This is a genomic window from Leifsonia poae (genome assembly GCF_020009625.1).
GTDB classification, from domain to species: Bacteria; Actinomycetota; Actinomycetes; order Actinomycetales; family Microbacteriaceae; genus Leifsonia; species Leifsonia poae_A.
On record NZ_JAIHLP010000002.1, the window covers coordinates 1980805 to 1998381 of the forward strand.

At 68.8% G+C, this 17577-nt stretch carries 18 protein-coding genes; 9 read left to right on the forward strand and 9 right to left on the reverse strand.

The genetic code is table 11. The features are described 5' to 3' along the window. Positions 1–24: 24 nt before the first annotated feature. From K5L49_RS10085 to K5L49_RS10125, 9 genes are read right to left on the reverse strand one after another with little or no spacing between them, the layout of a single operon-like run. On the reverse strand, positions 25–561 hold the full coding sequence (locus K5L49_RS10085) for a gluconokinase (RefSeq protein ID WP_308116534.1): 537 nt from the start codon (positions 559–561) through the stop codon (positions 25–27). Further along, complete coding sequence (gene manD, locus K5L49_RS10090; RefSeq protein ID WP_223692445.1) at positions 558–1808, reverse strand: D-mannonate dehydratase ManD; 1251 nt, start codon at positions 1806–1808, stop codon at positions 558–560. The genes K5L49_RS10085 and manD overlap by 4 nt, the downstream gene beginning before the upstream one ends. A gap of 1 nt (position 1809) precedes the next feature. Continuing rightward, complete coding sequence (locus tag K5L49_RS10095; RefSeq protein WP_223692447.1) at positions 1810–3198, reverse strand: mannitol dehydrogenase family protein; 1389 nt, start codon at positions 3196–3198, stop codon at positions 1810–1812. After that, positions 3195–4064: a sugar phosphate isomerase/epimerase family protein gene (locus K5L49_RS10100; RefSeq protein WP_223692449.1), complete on the reverse strand. Its 870-nt coding sequence runs from the start codon at positions 4062–4064 to the stop codon at positions 3195–3197. The genes K5L49_RS10095 and K5L49_RS10100 overlap by 4 nt, the downstream gene beginning before the upstream one ends. Before the next feature lie 3 nt (positions 4065–4067). After that, complete coding sequence (locus K5L49_RS10105) at positions 4068–5210, reverse strand: Gfo/Idh/MocA family protein (protein WP_223692451.1); 1143 nt, start codon at positions 5208–5210, stop codon at positions 4068–4070. Next, positions 5207–6040, reverse strand: a complete 834-nt coding sequence (locus K5L49_RS10110; protein ID WP_223692453.1) for a sugar phosphate isomerase/epimerase family protein — start codon at positions 6038–6040, stop codon at positions 5207–5209. Before K5L49_RS10110 ends, K5L49_RS10105 begins: the two co-directional genes overlap by 4 nt. A 20-nt stretch (positions 6041–6060) precedes the next feature. Then, entirely contained in the window at positions 6061–6936 is an 876-nt protein-coding gene (locus K5L49_RS10115; RefSeq protein ID WP_223692454.1) for a carbohydrate ABC transporter permease, read from the reverse strand. Further along, a complete protein-coding gene (locus K5L49_RS10120; protein ID WP_223692456.1) occupies positions 6933–7943 on the reverse strand; it encodes a carbohydrate ABC transporter permease in 1011 nt (336 codons plus the stop codon). Before K5L49_RS10120 ends, K5L49_RS10115 begins: the two co-directional genes overlap by 4 nt. A 12-nt stretch (positions 7944–7955) precedes the next feature. Continuing rightward, positions 7956–9314 (reverse strand): ABC transporter substrate-binding protein, encoded by a 1359-nt coding sequence (locus K5L49_RS10125; protein WP_223692458.1) that lies wholly within the window; start codon positions 9312–9314, stop codon positions 7956–7958. Positions 9315–9457: 143 nt separating this feature from the next. On the opposite strand from K5L49_RS10125, the gene K5L49_RS10130 reads away from it, so the two are divergent. The 9 genes from K5L49_RS10130 to K5L49_RS10170 all read left to right on the forward strand — a co-directional run bounded on the left by K5L49_RS10130 (position 9458) and on the right by K5L49_RS10170 (position 17571). After that, positions 9458–10477 (forward strand): LacI family DNA-binding transcriptional regulator, encoded by a 1020-nt coding sequence (locus tag K5L49_RS10130; protein ID WP_223692460.1) that lies wholly within the window; start codon positions 9458–9460, stop codon positions 10475–10477. Positions 10478–10487: 10 nt separating this feature from the next. Continuing rightward, complete coding sequence (gene uxaC / locus K5L49_RS10135; RefSeq protein WP_223692461.1) at positions 10488–11921, forward strand: glucuronate isomerase; 1434 nt, start codon at positions 10488–10490, stop codon at positions 11919–11921. A gap of 78 nt (positions 11922–11999) precedes the next feature. Next, positions 12000–12227, forward strand: a complete 228-nt coding sequence (locus K5L49_RS10140; RefSeq protein ID WP_223692463.1) for a hypothetical protein — start codon at positions 12000–12002, stop codon at positions 12225–12227. A gap of 11 nt (positions 12228–12238) precedes the next feature. Then, positions 12239–12649 carry a type II toxin-antitoxin system death-on-curing family toxin gene (locus K5L49_RS10145; protein ID WP_223692465.1) on the forward strand — a complete coding sequence of 137 codons (411 nt, stop codon included), beginning with the start codon at positions 12239–12241 and terminating at the stop codon, positions 12647–12649. Positions 12650–12770: 121 nt separating this feature from the next. Beyond that, complete coding sequence (locus K5L49_RS10150; RefSeq protein WP_223692466.1) at positions 12771–13358, forward strand: HdeD family acid-resistance protein; 588 nt, start codon at positions 12771–12773, stop codon at positions 13356–13358. 92 nt (positions 13359–13450) lie between these two features. Beyond that, positions 13451–14218 carry an MFS transporter gene (locus tag K5L49_RS10155; RefSeq protein WP_223692468.1) on the forward strand — a complete coding sequence of 256 codons (768 nt, stop codon included), beginning with the start codon at positions 13451–13453 and terminating at the stop codon, positions 14216–14218. After that, the gene (locus K5L49_RS10160; RefSeq protein ID WP_223692470.1) at positions 14131–14766 is read left to right on the forward strand and encodes an MFS transporter; all 636 of its coding nucleotides are present in this window, start codon (positions 14131–14133) and stop codon (positions 14764–14766) included. Before K5L49_RS10155 ends, K5L49_RS10160 begins: the two co-directional genes overlap by 88 nt. Next, positions 14763–16574, forward strand: a complete 1812-nt coding sequence (locus tag K5L49_RS10165; protein ID WP_223692471.1) for a glycoside hydrolase family 2 protein — start codon at positions 14763–14765, stop codon at positions 16572–16574. The genes K5L49_RS10160 and K5L49_RS10165 overlap by 4 nt, the downstream gene beginning before the upstream one ends. Beyond that, on the forward strand, positions 16549–17571 hold the full coding sequence (locus K5L49_RS10170) for a DUF2804 domain-containing protein (protein WP_223692473.1): 1023 nt from the start codon (positions 16549–16551) through the stop codon (positions 17569–17571). The genes K5L49_RS10165 and K5L49_RS10170 overlap by 26 nt, the downstream gene beginning before the upstream one ends. Positions 17572–17577: the final 6 nt, after the last annotated feature.

Genomic DNA, 17577 nt, shown 5'->3' on the forward strand with positions numbered 1-17577 from the left:
GAGAGGGCCACCGGGCTGTCCGCCTCAGGGGGTGCTCGTGCTCCGGCCGATGGTCAGGGTCCGCACCCCCTCAGTCGCCTGGATCAGGATGTCGCCCGTCGCGGCGGCCACGTCGATGGTGACGCCGGGCTCGTCCTCCCCCAACGGTTCGAGCGCACCGAGCTGGGAGTCCAGGAGTGTCGCCGGCATGAAGTGGTCGGAGCGGCCCTCCATCCGCACGGCGAGCACCTCCCGGGATGCGGCGAGGTGGACGAAGACCGCGGCCGGCGACTGGCCGAGGATGGTCTCCCGGTACGACCGTTTGAGCGCCGAGCAGGCGACGACGAGACCGTCGCCAGCGGCGAGCGCCTGCCCCACCGACCGGAGCCAGGGTGCACGGTCGGCGTCGTCCAGGGGCGTGCCGCCGGCCATCTTACGGACGTTCTCGATCGGGTGGAGGGAGTCGCCGTCGACGAATGGCACGCCCAGCTCGTCGGCGATGAGGGCGCCGATCGTGCTCTTGCCCGAGCCGGACACCCCCATCACGACGACTCGCACCGGCGCTGCTGCCGCGTCGGTCACCAGTCGTGCATGGAGCCGTCGAGGAGACGGTTCACCGGCAGGTACGCCGCCTCGTACGGGAACGACTGCGCGATGGCCTCGTCGTAGTCGACGCCGAGGCCGGGCGCTTCGCTCGGCTTCAGCATCCCCTGCTCGAAGGTGTACGTGGTGCGGAACACCTCGTGCGTGGTGGGGCTGTGCTTCATGTACTCCTGGATGCCGAAGTTGGGGATGGCGATGCCGAGGTGGATCGCCGCGGCCAGTCCGACCGGCGAGACGTCGGTCGGTCCGTGCACACCCGACTTGATCTGGTAGACGGCGGCGTAGTCGAAGATGCGCCGCAGGGCGGTGATCCCGCCGGCGTGGGTGATGGGCGAGCGCACGTAGTCGATCAGCTGCTCCTCGAACAGTTCCCGGTAGTCCCAGATCGTGTTGAACACCTCCCCGATGGCCAGCGGCGTCGTGGTGTGCTCACGCACCCGGCGCAACGCCGCCTGGTTCTCGGCCGGGGTGACGTCTTCGAGCCAGAACAGGTCGTACGGTTCCAGTGCTTTGCCGAGTTTCGCCGCCTGGATGGGCGTGAGCCGGTGGTGCGCGTCGTGCAGCAGCGGCAGTTCGGGGCCGAACTCATTGCGCACCGCCTCGAACACGGTGGGCGCGTGGCGGAGGTAGGCGCGGGTGTCCCAGCTCTCCTCCACCGGCACGGCGCTGCGCCGGGCGGGCTCGTAGTCGTAGCGGGCATCCGACCCCGACCCGGCGCCGGCGGCCGCGTTCTTGCTCGACGCGACCCCGTACACGGACGGCAGGCCCGGGATGCCGGTCTGCACCCGGACGGCGCGGTAGCCCTCTTCGAGGTGCTCGGTGATCGAGTCGAACAGTTCCGGCAGCTCGGCGCCGGAGGCGTGGCCGTAGACCAGCAGCCCCTCGCGACTGCGACCGCCGAGGAGCTGGTAGAGCGGCAGGCCGGCGACCTTCGCCTTGATGTCCCACAGCGCCGTGTCGACGGCGGCGATCGACGCCATCGTCACCGGACCGCGGCGCCAGTACGCACCCCGGTAGAGGTACTGCCAGGTGTCCTCGATCTGGTGGGCGTCGCGGCCGATCAGGAGCGGGACGACGTGCTCGCTCAGGTAGGCGGCGACCGCGAGCTCGCGGCCGTTGAGCGTCGCGTCGCCGAGACCGGTGAACCCGTCATCGGTCGTGATCCGCAGGGTGACGAAGTTGCGTCCGGGGCTCGAGACGAGCACTTCGGCAGAAGTGATAAGCATGTCAGTGTGCTCCTGTCGGTAGCGGTGGTTCGGTGGTGGTTCCGGCCCGCAGGTGCGCGATCCGGCTGTGGATGAGGTCGGTGACCGCTGACACGCCCGCCAGGTCGGGAGCCAGTTCGGTGAGAACAGCGGTTGCGAGCGCGCCATCGTCGTCTGGGTTAGCGCGAAGGCGCACGACGAGCGCGATGGCGGCGGGATCGCGCACATCATCACCGAGCAGATGCAGTGCCCAGGCAGCGAGAACCCCGGCCTGAGCCTCGCCGGGCCCCCGGCCGTCCGTCAGCCGCAACCTCAGCGGGTCGAGGATGCGCGGACCGAGCTTCTGCGAGCCGTCGGACGCGATCTGCGCCAGTCGGTGCTCGATGCGTGCGTTGCCGAAGCGATCGCGGAGGGCTGCGAGGGTCGCATCCACTGTCTCGACATCGAATGGGAGTTCGGTGCGCGCCTCCGCCCAGAGGGCTTCAAGGTCGCCGACGATGTCGACGTCGCGCATCGCCTCCGCGATGGTGGTGTAGCCGCTCAGTAGCCCGCGGTAGGCCAGAAGCGAGTGTCCGGCGTTGAGCAGCCAGAGCTTGCGGCGCTCGTACGGCTCGATGTCGGCGACGAACTGTGCACCGACCGCTTCCCAGGCGGGGCGGCCGGCGGGGAAGTCCCCGCTCAGCACCCACTCGCTGAACGGCTCGGTGACCACGGGCGCAGCATCGTCGTAACCGGTCAGCCGCGCGGCGGCCTCGCGGTCGGCGTCGGTGGCGGCCGGGGTGATCCTGTCGACCATCGACGACACGAACGAGACCGATCCCTCGATCCACTCGGCCAACCCTGGGTCGACGTCGCTCGCGAGGCCGAGCACCGCATTCCGCGCCACCCGGCCGTTGTTCGGCAGGTTGTCGCAGCTCACCACGGCGATGCCGCCGGCACCCGCTGCGCGACGAGCACGCAGCCCGTCCACCAGTCGACCGGGGGCAGTGGCTGCGCCATCCCCTGCCGCGAGCGACGCCCGGTCAGCATCCAGCGCCTCCGCCGGTGGTCGGTAGCCGGCCTCGGTGACGGTGAGCGTCAGCACCGCGACTGCCGGGTCGGCGACGGCCGAACGCCAGCGAGCGGTGTCCCCGCCGTCTGCCACAGTGCTCAGCGCATCCACGATGGTCGCCGCATCGGATTCCGGGCCGCGCTCGATCAGCGTGTACACCGCGTCCTGTGCGGCGAGCACGCGCGCCCCCTCCGGGCTCCGGCCGGTGAACGCCGCGATACCCCAGCCCGCGCCGCCCGCCCGGTCGCCACGCTCGTTCGCCCGCTGGGTGTACCAGGCCTGGTGGGCACGGTGGAATGCGCCGAGACCGAGGTGGACGATGCGGACGGGGTGACGCTCGGCGCGCGGCGGCGGTGTCATGCGCGCGCCGCGACCCGCGAACGCGTGCGAGCCTCGACCTCGCGCAGGTAGGCCAGGTTGTCGCGCGTGCGCTCGGCGAGCGGCAGTTCGGTGGAGAAGTCCTCCGCCGTGACCCAGCCGTCATAGCCGAAGGTGTGCAGCGCCTCGAAGTACGCCTCGACATCGCCTGCGCCCGTGCGAAGAGGCGCCCACTCGTGGTGCCAGCGCACGGTGCTGTCGGCCTCGGGCGCGCCCGGCAGCCAGGCGACATTCTTCACGTGCACGTGCGCGAGGTACGGGCCGAGAAGCTGGAAGGCGGCGAGGGTCGCCTCCTGGCCCTCGATGACGAGGTTGCCGAGGTCGTGAATGACGCCGACCGTCTCCGGGTCGATGCCATCGACCAGCCGGAACGCCGCAGACGCCGATGGTGTGATGGTCTCGTGATGCAGTTCGATCAGCGCCTTCACACCGAGTTCGCCGGCGCGGGACGCCGCGCGCTCGATATCGCGACGCGCGGAGGCGAACAGCTCACGGTAGTCACCCGAGTCTGTGCGCAGCACGGTGACGCGCACCTGCCGTGCGCCGAGCGCGGCGGTGGCGGCAAGCATCCGGTCGACGTTCGCGTGGTCGTCGCAGCGGGCATAGCCGCCGATGCCGGAGAACTGCAAGCCGGACTCTGCGGTCAGGCGGGCGATCTCGGACACGGACTCCTCGAGCCCGGTCAGCGGCCAGGTCGCGCGATTCCCGGCCCAGAAGCCGGGCGGGTCGGCTTCGTCCTGGTCGATGATGCGCCACTCGATTCCGTCCCAGCCTTGGGCGGCGAGCGTCTCCGCCGCTTCGGCGGGGGTCCAGTCGGGGGTGGACGCGGTGAACACAGAGAACTTCATCGGTCAGGCTCCTGTCGTGACGGTGATGTGGTCGAGCGCTCCGGAGAGCACCTCGTCGAACGCGATCGGTCGGCCGAGGGTGGCCGACAGGTAGATGGCGCGGACGACGGCGAGCGACACGAACGCGTCCTCGACCGTGACGCCGGGTGCGCGGTGCTGCTGGATCGCATCCACCACGTCTTCGTATTGACGCAGGTGGCCGACGATGAAGCGGTCGGCGCCGCGGACTCCCCCGCGCACCTCGTCCGCCTCGACGAGCTCGGCCGCACGATTCACCACGCTGGCACCGCTCGCATCGAACGCTGTCGGGTCCGCGGTGCCGAAGTACTCGAGCTGGTCGTCCTCGATGATCGCCGAGCCGCGGTCACCGTGCACGTGGATGCGCACCGACCCTCCGGGGTATGCGGCGGTCGTCGCGTGCACCACGGCGAGCGCGCCGGACTCGAACCGCACAGTCGCGACGGCGATGTCCTCGACCTCGACACGCTCGTGCGCGAGGAGTGCCGTCTGCGCGACGACCTCGACCGGTCGGCCGAGGAACCAGACGAGCAGGTCGACGGTGTGCACGCCCTGGTTCATCACGGCCCCGCCGCCGTCGAGCTCCCAAGTGCCGCGCCACTGGCCGGAGTCGTAGTAGTCCTGGCTGCGCCACCAGGCGACGGAGGCGATCCCGCTGGTCACCCGGCCGAACGCGCCGCCGTGCGCGGCCTCGGCGACGACGACCGAGGCCGGGTCGAACCGGTGCTGACTGATCACGGACACCACCAGACCGCGGCTCTCCGCCTCCCGCGACAGCTCCAGGATGCGCTTGGCCCGCGCCATCGAGACGTCGAGAGGCTTCTCGATCACGACATGCTTGCCGGCGGCGAGCGCTTCCTCGGCGAGCTGCACGTGCAGCCCGCTGGGGGTGCAGATGACGACGATGTCGACGTCGGCGCCGGCGACCGCGGCGGGAAGGGTCTCGAACTGCGCGGGGCGCTGCCCGCCGAACTCGGACACGATCTGATCGGCGAGAGCGCTCGCCGCGGCGGGGACCGCATCCACCAGGGCGGTGATCGCGAGGTCGGGGTGCCGGGCGATTGCCCTGGCGTGGTTGAGGCCGATGATGCCGCAGCCGACGATGGCCACGTTCAGGCGAGAGCTCATACGAGCTGCACTCCAATCTGGTCGGTGAGGCGACGGAACGCGCGGCCCGCGCGGCCGAACGCCTCCGGTCCGGAGAAGCCGCCCATATTGTTCACGTCGGCGAGGTGGGGTTCCAGGGAGGCGAAGCCGGCGTAGCCGTCGTCGCGGAGGGCGGTGAGGGTGGCGAGCAGTTGCCCGTCGCCCTCACCGGCGGGGGTGACCTCGCCGGTGGCGCCGATGGCGTCTTTCACCTGCAGGTACTCCACGTGCGGGCGAAGGGCGGCATATCCGTCGTCGAACGGGAAGGCGACGCCCACCTGCACGAAGTTGGCGCTGTCCCAGGCGAGCCGGAGGTTCGGCGATCCGACGGTCTCGACGATATCGAGGCAGCGCTCGGGAGTGTCGCCGTAGATGTCCTTCTCGTTCTCGTGCAGCAGCACGACATCGGCGGCCTCGGCGGCGTCGGCGAGGCCGCGCATGCGGCGCATCACGTCGTCGCGGATGCTCGCCACGGCCACGTCGTCTCCGCGGTAGAAGGAGAACACCCGGATGGAGCGTGTGCCCAGACGTTTGGCCGCTGCGATGGCGCGGCCGAGGCGTTCGATCTCGTGCTCGACAGGGAGCGACACATCCACTTTGCCGATCGGGGAGGCGATGGCGGAGACGCCCATCCCCCGCTCGCTGACGATGCCGGCGAGACGATCGAGCTGTTCGTCATCGAGGTCGACGACGTTCACTCCCCAGGCGCTGCGCACCTCGATGTGGTTCGCGCCGAGCGCTTGCAGCACGGCGACTTGGACCACCGGATCCTGGTCGATCTCGTCGCCGAAGCCCGACAGGGTCCAGCTCACCGATCTTTGAGCGTTTTGGCTCACTTCACTCCTCCTGAGGTCAGGCCACCGACGAGGTAGCGCTGGAATACGAGGTACAGCGCGACGACGGGAACGGCGCAGATGAGCGACGCAGCCATCATCTGCCCGTAGAGCGGTATCGCGCCACCCTCTTGCGTTGCCCCGAACACCTGCAGTGCCACGGCGGCAGTGCGGGTCTCGGGGTTGGTCAGCACGGATGCGAACAGCACGTCGTTCCAGCCGAGCAGGAACGCGAAGATGCCAGAGACGACGATGCCCGGCCAACTCAGCGGCACCACGATGCGGGTCAGGATGCGCCACGACGACGCCCCGTCGATCCGCGCCGCCTCCTCGAGCGCCTTGGGCAGGCCGCGCAGGTAGGTGACCATGACCCAGGTCGAGAACGGGAGCGCAAACGTCAGGTAGGTGACGAACACCGCCCAACGCGTGCCAATGATCTGGACGCCGAGAAGGCTCGCGGTCGACGAGAACAGCACGAACACCGGAAGCAGCATCAGCGTGCCGGGTATCGACTGCAGGCCGAGAAGACCGCGCAGGAACGTCAGGCGCCCGCGGAAGTCGTAGCGGACCAGCACGTACGCTGTCGCGACCGCGAGGAACGCGCAGACGATCGCGACGGCGACACAGACGATCACACTGTTCATCAGGCCGGTGCCGAGATCCACCGTGGACCACACTTTGAGGTAGTTGTCGAAGTGCAACTCGGTCGGCCAGAACGCGCCGCCGGCAACGGCCACGTCGGAGTTGATCGACGCGAACAGCATGTACAGCACCGGACCGAGCACGATCACCAGGAGCACAACGATGATCGCGACAAGTAGTGGACGCGGCAGCAGTCGCGTGATATCGGCTGAAGACGGCTTGACGGCGGTCATTTCTGCTCCTCCTCTCCCGAGTCGAGTTTTACGGCCCGCAGGTAGACGAACAGCGGGATGGCGATGAGCACCAGGGAGCAGATCGCCATGGCGGCGCTCAGCCCGAACCGGAAGCTCTGAAAGCTGGTGACATAGGTGAGCACCGGCAGCACATCGACGTCTTGCGGGGCCGGAACGCCGAACAGGACGAACGGCAGTGTGAACGCGTTGATGTTGTGCAGGAACGCGATGATGAGCGCCAGGAGGATCGGGCCGCGCAGGTACGGCAGAATCACCGAACGCAGCTTGATCCACCAGGTCGCGCCGTCGATCGCGGCGGCCTCGTGTACCTCGTGGTCCACGGATTGCAGACCGGCGAGTACGAGCAGGTAGAAGAACGGCCACGATGTCCAGATCTGCACGACGATGAGCGACCAGTAGCTGAGCGGGCCGTTGAGGAACAGGCCGGTGTGGATGCCCATGCTGCCGAGTGTCGAGTCGACCACGCCGCCCGGCTGCAGCATCGTGCGCCACAGCGTACCGACAACGAACGCCGGAAGCACGTAGGGGATGAGGAACAGCGAACGGACGAGGGCGCGCCCGCGGAACTTGTTCTGCGTCGCGAGGGCGGCGGCGAGGCCGATCGGCATCGTGACGACGGCCGCAATCAGCGCGAAGGAGACACTGATCCCTATGGAGCGCAGCAGTGACGAGGAGACGATCGCCTCGATGTAGTTCTGCACGCCGATGAACGGCGCCTGCAGCCAGCTTTGCAGCGTGTACTGGTCAAGGTCGAGCGTGGACAAGAGCGCTGCAACCAGAAGCGGCACCACGATGATGACCAGCATGAGGATGCCGCCGGGCAGCAGCATCCAGAGCGGCCGGTTGCGCTCGTACTTCCGCCTGCGGCGCGGCTTGGGGTGCTGGTCGGCTCGGCCGGAGCGGCCGCCCGCGGGGGTGATCCCCGCGGGCGAACCACTGTGGTGACCGGTCGCGCCTTCCGGAGCGGCCAGGGTGGAGTTGGACATGATCGGGGCCGGTTACTTGGCCTTGTTGAGCGAGCTCTGCGCGGTGTCTTGTGCCGTCTTGAGCTTGGCTTGGAGGTCGGAGGACGACACCGATCCGCTGGCGAGCGACGGAATGGACTGCACCACCACGTTCACCAGGGCGAGCTGGGTGTCACCCCATGCGCCGCTGAACGGCGTGCCGAACGCCTTCGTACCCGCATCGAGGATCGGCGCGATGAGCTGGTTCCCGCTCTCGATCTGCTTGGCTGCGTCGGCGTTCGTCGGCAGGTCGCCGAACGTCTTGGTGTACTTCACCTGGTTGTCGGTGCTGGTGAGCATCTTGATGAGCGAGAAGGCGAGGTCCTGGTTCTTGGAGTACTTCGCCACGACCATGTTGTCGCCGGAGATGATCGTCGCTGCGGCTTTGCCACCGCTGGGGAGCGTGGTCGCTCCCGGCGGGATGGTCGGCATCACGGCGTAGGCGTACTTGCCCGCGACGCTCGACTTGTCGAGCGTGACCTGCGACGACGAGGAGACCATCGGCAGGATCGCGGCCTTTCCTTCGGCGAACGCGGCGACAGCGTTGGCGTTCTTCCAGCCGACCGCGGCGGGGTCGACGACCTTGTCGTCGGTCAGCCAGCCGAAGTACGACTCGTACGCCTTCTTCACGGCGTCGTCATCGATCGTCGCCTTCTTGCTCTTCAGATCCAGAATGGTGTTGCCCTGCTGCATCGACATCGCCCAGATGAACTTCCACGGGTCGAAGCTGTCCGCGTACGCGATGGCCATCCCGTGGACGTCGCCCGAGGTGAGCTTCTTCGCCTGCTCGGCGAGCCCATCCCAGGTGTCGGCGGGCTTGTCGATGCCTGCCGCCTTCAGGAGGTCTTTGTTGTACGCCATGACGAACGGACGGCTGAGGAACGGGATGCCGACCTCGTTCTTCTCGTCCGGCCCGGAGATTCCGAGCGTGGCCGGCACGAAGCGGTCGCGACCACCGATCTTCTTCCAGTCGTCGTCGGTGAGCGTGACGAAGGCCCCGGTCGAGTATGCGGTGGGCGTGAAGGTGGTGCCGAGGTCGTAGATGTCCGGGCCCTGGCCGCTGAGCACCGAGGTCTGGATCTTGGTCAGCTCATCGTTCGCCGATGCGAACGTCTCGAACTGGACCGTCGCGCCCGTCTCCTTCTGGAACTGGGCGGACACATCCTTGAACCACTGCTGCTGTTCGGTCGGGTAGAGGGCGTTGGCCGCGATCATGACGTCGAGAGTCTTGCCCGTGCCGTCGACCTTTCCCGAGGTGGAGGAGCCAGTGCTCCCCGACGAGGAGCAGCCGCTCAGTGCTAGGCCGATGACGGCCAGTCCGGCGACCGCGCCGAGCGCGATACGTGATCTCATTCGTGACTCTCCTTTGAGACAGGGACGTGAGTGTCAGCACCCTCTGCTGGTGCGTCGAGGATGGTTGCTGAGGACTCTAGGCAGGGCGGCAACGGCACTGCAACCGATTGCCAAAAATTGCCAAAGTGTGCTGAGATGTCGTCATGCAACCTCTCGCCGGAGCGGGGTCGGATCGCCCAGCCACCCTCGCAGACGTGGCGGCGGCCAGTGGAGTCGCCACCTCGACGGCCTCGCGTGCCCTCTCGAACCCCGGCCGGGTGAATGCCATCACCCGCGAGCGAATCGAGCACGCCGCCCGCGAACTCAACTATCTCCCCAACTCGCAGGCCAGAGCACTCACCAGCGGCAAGACCCGCGCCATCGCCGTGCTCGTCTCCGACGTGACGAACCCGTTCTACTTCGGGATCATCCGCGGCACACAACAGCAATTGAAGGCGGCCGGGTACACCCAGATCCTCGTCGACACCGAGGAGTCCGACGAACTGGAGGACGGAATGCTGCACAAACTCCGGCGCTCCTTCGACGGCGCGATCCTCGCCGCTTCCCGCCTCACCGATCGGCGGCTGACCACGCTCGCACGGGAGATCCCCCTGGTCGCAATCAATCGGCAGACCCGCAGCGTGCCGCACATCTTCATCGACACCCCGAGCGGGATCGAACAGGCCGTCGGCCACCTCGTCTCCCTCGGCCACACCCAGCTCTGCTACGCATCCGGCCCAGAGACGTCGTGGTCGAACGAAGGCCGTTGGCGGGCGATGGTGCGGGCGGCGGATCGCTACGGGGTGACCGCCACGCGACTCGGCCCGTTCTCCCCGCGCCAGTACGCCGGCGCTGCGGCCGCCGACGCCGTGCTGCATGCGGGCGTCACCGCCTGCATCGCCTTCAACGACCTGCTTGCCATCGGGATGCTCGCCCGCTTCCGCGAGCGCGGCGTCGATGTGCCCGGTGATGTCAGCATCGTCGGCTGCGACGACATCTTCGGCGCCGACTTCTGCAACCCGCCGCTGACCACCCTCACCGCGCCGATCGAGCAGGCCGGCCGCACGGCCGTGTCGATGCTGCTCGCCCGGCTCGACGACGAGAGCACCCTCGGGATGCGCCAAGGCGCCACCCTCCCCACCCATCTCACCGTACGCGCCTCCACCGGGCCCGCGCGGAGCTGAAAGGACGCCGATGACAACGCTCGCCCCGCATCCGGACCGTCTGTTCCCCGCCGACCCGGCGGAGCGCGACCTGGCCAGGCGTCTGCACGCCGCAGTCGCGGATGCCCCCATCGTGTCACCGCACGGCCATGTGCCCGCGGCGATGCTCGCCGCCGACGAGGCGTTCGGCGACCCGTCGGCGCTCCTCATCACGCCCGACCACTACGTGACGCGGATGCTGCACGCCGTCGGTGTGCCGCTGGCCGACCTCGGGCTCTCGCGCGACGGCGCGGCGCCGACCACCTCCGGCCGGGAGATCTGGCGCAGGCTCTGCGAGAACTGGGACGTCTTCCTGGGCACCCCCGTGCGGTTCTGGTTCGAATCGGAATTCAGCGAGGTGTTCGGGCTCACCGAGCAGCCGTCGGCCGCGAGTGCCGACGCGCTCTACGACCAGCTCGCCGAGACGCTGACACGCCCCGAGTTCCGTCCGCGCGCTCTATTCGACCGGTTCCGCATCTCGGTGCTGGCGACGACCGACGACCCGGCCGACGATCTCGCCGCCCATCGACGCCTCAACGAAGATCCGACGTTCACCGGCCGCGTCATCCCGACGTTCCGCGCCGACCGGTACATGCACCCGGACGAGCCCACCTGGCGGGGCAGACTGGACGCTCTGGCCGCACGGGCCGACATCGACACGTCCACGTACCCCGGCCTTCTCGCCGCCCTCCGCGCGCGCCGCCACGTCTTCCTCGCCGCGGGTGGCACGGCGACGGACACCGGCGTTATCGATGCGGGATGCGAGCCGCTCCCAGACGCGGAGGCGTCGCGCATCCACCAGGCCGCCATCAGCGGCAGCCTGACCGCCGCCGAGGCGGTGGCCTATCGGCACAACATGCTCTACCGGCTCGCCGAGATGGCGGCGGACGACGGACTGGTGATGCAATTGCACCCGGGTGTCATCCGCAACCACCACCGCCCGACGTTCGACGCGTTCGGCCCCGACACCGGCCACGACCTGCCGGCCGTCGGCGGGTTCACGACGCCGCTCACGCCCATCCTGCGCGACTTCGGCACCAGCTCGACGTTCCGCATCGTGCTGTTCACCGTGGACGAGACGACGTTCTCACGCGAGATCGCGCCGCTGGCCGGCTTCTATCCGAGCGTGTACGCGGGCGCGCCGTGGTGGTTCATCGACACCCCCGCCGCGATCCTGCGCTACCGCCAGGCGATCACAGACAGCGCGGGCTTCACGAAGACGAGCGGGTTCATCGATGACACGCGGGCGTACTGCTCCATCCCGGCCAGGCACGACATGTCGAGGCGGGTGGATGCGTCGTTCCTGTCCTCCCTCGTGATCACGCACCAGCTGACGGAAGAAGATGCGTTCGCCCTCGCGCACAGGCTCGTCGACGAGATCCCACGGTCGACGTTCCGCCTCGACCGACCGACGCTCCACATCTGACGCCGGGGCCATCCACAGACGACCCACGGAGTCGCGTATATACTCGTTCTACATTGACATATACGGAGGGGGAGGGGGATGACTCACATGACGCCTCCCGCCCGGAGCAAGAAGCTGATCGCGTTCCGTGAAGACCAGGTGCGCGCGCTCGGCTCCATCGCCGATGACACCGGGTCGAACTTCACCGCGACGGTGCTCGACGCCGTCGACGCCTACATCGCCGCGCACGACAGCACCACGCAGCAGATCGTCGACCGCCTGGCGTCCAAGAACGCCGGACTCCTCGAACGACTGCGCGACGCGTGAGCATCCGGTACGTGGCCCTGGAAGAAGCGCTCATCGTCATCCGGGTTGTTCACGGGGGCGAGCCACTCGCTTCCATCCGGGACACCGTGCTCCTGCAGTCGGCATTGGAGCGGCCGAAGGCCACCCTCTTCGGCCGGGACGCCTACCCGGATGACTACGCGAAGGGGGCAGCCCTCCTGCATTCGATCACGCGCAACCATCCGCTCCTCGACGGGAACAAGCGCACCGGCTGGCTGTTGTGCGCCCTCTTCTTCGAGCTGAATGGCTACGAGGAGCACTACGACGAGGACGCGATGTTCGATTTCATCCTTGCTGTCGCCGCCGGCGAGATCGAGGAGATCGGGGAGATCGCCCGACCACTCTCCGGCTGGTTCACGCGGCGACCTCCACGCGAACAGGTGATGAACGCCGTCGCTGGTTGAGTCGACCGAGCGCGCACATTCGCGCTACCCATTGCTTTTGGCCGCGGGGAGGGCGACTCTGGGAATGCGGGCGCCGCCCGCCCGTGCGACCGTTTCCCGACCGGTGGAAAGGAGCGCGCACATGACCCACCCCGTCATCCCCATCGTGCCCGTCGTGCCATTGGCGCAGAAGTCCGGATTCTCGCTGCAACTCCACCGCGGTGAGACGTTCGCCATCGCCATCGCGGGAATCCTCCTCGGCATCATCGCCCTGGTCTGGCCGAACGTCACCCTGGTGTTCATCGGTGTGATCTTCGGCGCCTACCTGATCGTCTCCGGGTTCGTGCGGCTCTCCGCGGCGATCGCGTCCAAGCATGTCGGCGCCGGTCACCGCTTCCTCGTCGGTCTTCTGGGGGTGATCGTGCTGGCGGCAGGGGTGCTCTGCCTCATCGACCCGACACGGTCGGCCGTGCTGCTCGCCTTCGTGCTGGGCCTCGGCTGGATCGTCTCGGGCATCGTCGACCTCATGGGGGCGGCGACCGGTGCGACACGTCCGAGGTGGGTGGGGCTCGTCAGCGGGATGGTCTCCCTCCTCGCCGGCCTCGTCGCCCTGACCCTGCCGGCGCTCACCCTGCAGGCGTTCATCGTCGTCGGCGCGATCCTGCTGATCTCGGTGAGCCTCATCTCGCTGCTGACGGTGCCGCGACGCGGGGCGACCGCCGCCTGGTAGTCGCCCCCTCACGCGATCGCCACGAGTCGTCGATTTTTGCTACGGTGAGGGCGGATAATATTTCCACGTGGAAATGCGACGATGAGGACGCCATGATCACCCCTGCAGAAACCGACGATCCGTCGCGCATCCGAAAGCGGGGCACCGCCCTCGGCGGCCGCACCTGGACGTCCCTGATCCTCCTCGGGCTCGTCGGCCAGCTCGCCTGGACGATCGAGAACATGTACCTCAACCTGTTTGTGTACGACACGATCAGCCCCGACCCCACCGTCATCGCGATCATGGTCAGCGCGAGTGCGATCGTCGCGACGCTGGCCACGATGATCGTCGGGGCGTGGTCCGACCGGGCGGGCCGACGCCGCCCGTTCGTCTCGCTCGGCTACATCGCCTGGGGTCTCTGCACGGCGGCGTTCGGTTTCGTCGGTGTGCCCGGCGGCACCGAGACCGCCAGCGGCACGGCCGTTCTGGCGGCGATCGTCGGCATCATCGCGCTCGACTGCATCATGAGCGCCTTCGGCTCCGGCGCCAACGACGCGGCGTTCACCGCCTGGGTCACCGACTCGACGGTGCCCGCCAACCGGGGTCGGGTGGATGGCGTGCTCGCCGTCCTGCCGCTCATCGCGATGCTCCTCGTCTTCGGCCTGCTCGACGGCCTCACCCGCGCCGGCGATTGGAAGGCGTTCTTCGCCGTCGTGGGAGTGGTGACGGCCGCGACCGGTGCACTCTCCTGGTTCCTCCTGCGCGATCGTCCCCTCCGCGCACCCGCGAGCGCGTGTTCGCCGCCGTGCTGCACGGCCTGCGCCCCAGCACCATCCGGCAGCAGCCGACCCTCTACCTCACGCTCGGACTGTGGGCCGTGATCGGGACGAGCACGCAGGTCTTCCTGCCGTATGTGATCATCTACCTGCAGCGGTACCTGCACATCGAGGCGTACGCGCTCGCCCTGGGCATCGTGCTCATCCTCGCGTCGGTGCTCAGCGTCATCGCCGGCCGCATCATGGACAGGATCGGGAAGATCCGGTTCCTGCTCCCCGCCGTCGTGGTGTTCGCGGCCGGCCTCGTGGCGATGACCTTCGCCCGCGAGCTGCCATTCGTGATCGCCGCCGCAACTGTGATGATGGCCGGGATGATGGCCTCCCTCGCCACCGTCTCCGCCCTCACCCGCGACCAGACGCCACCGGATCGGGCCGGTGCCGTGCAGGGCATCCGGATGATCCTCGCCGTGATGGTGCCGATGATCGTCGGCCCGTTCGTCGGCGCCGCCGTGATCGCCGGCGCCGCCAACACCTACACGAGCCTCGGCGTGACCCAGCCCGTGCCCGGCCCCGAGATCTTCCCGGCGGCGGCGATCGTGCTCGTGCTCGTTCCGGTGCTCGCCTTCCTGCGCGCGCGGACGGTGCGCGCGTGAGCCGCACCACGCCGTGGGCCGGTTCACTCGACCCCGACGCGGTGCTCACCGAGTATCCCCGCCCGCAGCTCGTCCGAGACAGCTACCTCAACCTGAACGGCCGCTGGCGGTACGCGATCCGCGACGCCGCCGGCACACCCGCGAGCTGGGACGGCGAGATCCTCGTCCCGTTCTCGCCCGAGGCCGCCCTCTCGGGCGTCGACCGACAGCTGAAGCCAGGCCAGCACCTCTGGTACGAGCGGACGGTGAGCCTGCCGCCGGGCTTCGCCGACGATCGGATCCTGCTGCATTTCGGCGCGGTCGATCAGGCCTGCGCCGTGCTCATCGACGGCGTCGTCGTCGGAACGCATTCCGGCGGGTATCTTCCGTTCGCCGTCGATGTGACGGAGGCGTTCCACGCCGACGGCGAGCACCTGCTGCAGGTCGACGTGATCGACGACTCCGACACCGGCCACCACTCGCGCGGCAAGCAGGCGTTGCGGCGCGGGGGCATCTGGTACACCGCCCAATCCGGCATCTGGCAGACGGTGTGGCTCGAATCCGTTCCGTTCGTGCACGTCGAACGCCTCGACATCCGCCCGCTGCTCGCCGAGAGCGCGGTCGAGGTCACGGTCGAGGCCCGAGACGCGCCGGTCACCGTGATCATGACGGCCGACGGCGTCGAATGCGCGCGCGCGAGCGGGCGACCCGGCCGGGCGATCCGGCTGGCGCTGGATGAGGTGCGCGAATGGAGTCCCGAAGATCCATACCTCTACGACCTCGAGATCCGCGTCGCCGACGACATCGTTCGCAGCTACGTCGGCATGCGCTCGGTCGGGCTCGAGCGCGACGCCTCCGGGCTCCCCCGATTCACCCTCAACGGCAAACCGTACTTCCACGCGGGCGTACTCGACCAGGGCTACTGGCCGGACGGACTGTACACGGCACCCTCCGATCAGGCGCTGGTGCACGACATCCGGTCGATGAAGGAGCTGGGCTTCACGATGCTGCGCAAGCACATCAAGATCGAGCCGCTTCGCTGGTACCACCACTGCGATCGCCTCGGGATCCTCGTCTGGCAAGACATGGTCAATGGCGGCCGGTCATACAATCCCGCCGTGATCACTGCGCCGGTCCTGCTCCCGGTGCGGCTCGACGATCGGCGGCATCGCGCGTTCGGACGGCAGGACGCGGCCGGTCGTGACGACTTCCGGGCCGAACTGGCCGAGACCGTCGCGCTCCTCAGGAACACGCCGTGCGTCGTGGCGTGGGTGCCGTTCAACGAGGGGTGGGGGCAGTTCGATGCGCTCGACGCGGTGGCGCGCATCCGTGCTGCCGACCCCGACCGCCTCATCGACCACGCCAGCGGATGGCACGACCAGGGCGGCGGGGACATGCGCAGCCTGCATGTCTACTTCCACAAGCTCCGGCCGCGGCGCTCGTGGGGGCGCGACGGCCGGGCCGTCGTGGTGTCGGAGTACGGCGGATACAGCCTGCGGCTGCCGGGGCACGCTTTCGGCCCCCGCGAGTTCGGCTATCGACGACTCCCGACGATCGCCGCCTTCACCGCGGCGTTCGCGGCGTTGCACCGGGAGCAGATCGTCCCCGCGATCGGGGCGGGCCTCTCGGGCATCGTCTACACGCAGCTGGCCGATGTCGAAGACGAGCTCAACGGTCTGATGACCGCCGACCGCACGGTGTTGAAGGCCTTACCCGATACGGTGCGAGAAGTGAACCGCGAACTCGCCGAGGCATTCCGTCGAGCCGTCGGGGAACCAGGGATCCGCGAAGAAGAGGAACAGGATGAGCCGCACGATCAGCGAGCGTGAGATCACCGAGCCGGTCGCGCTCCGCCTGCCGAACGGCCGGCTGAACCCGGCGGCCGTCGGGTGGAGTCGCACCCCTCTGCACGACACCTCCGGCATCGGCCGACCGGGCTTCCGGCGCGGCTGGGGACGGGACAAACGCTGGGAGTACTGGGCCGTCACCACGCCCACCCACCTGATCGCGCTGACCGTGTCGTGTCTCGACTACGCCTCCGTGCACAGTGTGATGGTGCACGACCGACGCACCGGGAACACCGTCGAGCGCGGCGCCGTCTCCCCGCTCGGGAAGAGCGCCGTCCTTCCGCCCTCGCTGGGCTCGGGGCCGGCCCGCGCCCGCGCCGGGTCGATCGCGATCGACATCGACGAGACGGCGGAGGGCACCCGGCTGCGCGCCACGGCTGACGGTCTCGCCCTCGATATCCTCGCCGTGCGTCCGGTGGGGCACGAGGCGATGGCCGTCGTCGTGCCGTGGTCGTCCCGTCGATTCCAGTACACGGTGAAGGATGTCGCCCGGCCGGCACGCGGGTTCGTCCGCGTCGGCGACGACCAGACGCTCGTGCCCGCCGGCGAGAGCTGGGCCGTGCTCGATCACGGCCGCGGCCGGTGGCCCTACCGGGTGCGCTGGAACTGGGGCGCCGCCTCCGGCCGCCTCGCAGACGGGACGACGGTCGGCCTGCAGTTGGGCGCACGGTGGACCGACGGCACCGGATCGACCGAGAACGCCGTCGTCGTCGAGGGCCGGGTGCACAAGATCAGCGAAGAGCTCGACTGGGAGTACGACGAGACCGACTGGCTCGCCCCGTGGCGTATCCGCGGCTCGTCCGTCGACCTGGTGTTCGAGCCGTTCTGGGATCACACCAGTTCGACCGAACTCCTCATCTTCGGCAGCCGCGGGCACCAGTGTTTCGGGCACTACCGCGGTTGGGTGCAGACCCCAGTCGGCCGGGTCGCCGTCGACGGGCTGCTCGGCTGGGCGGAAGACGTGCGCAACCGCTGGTGACCGGCC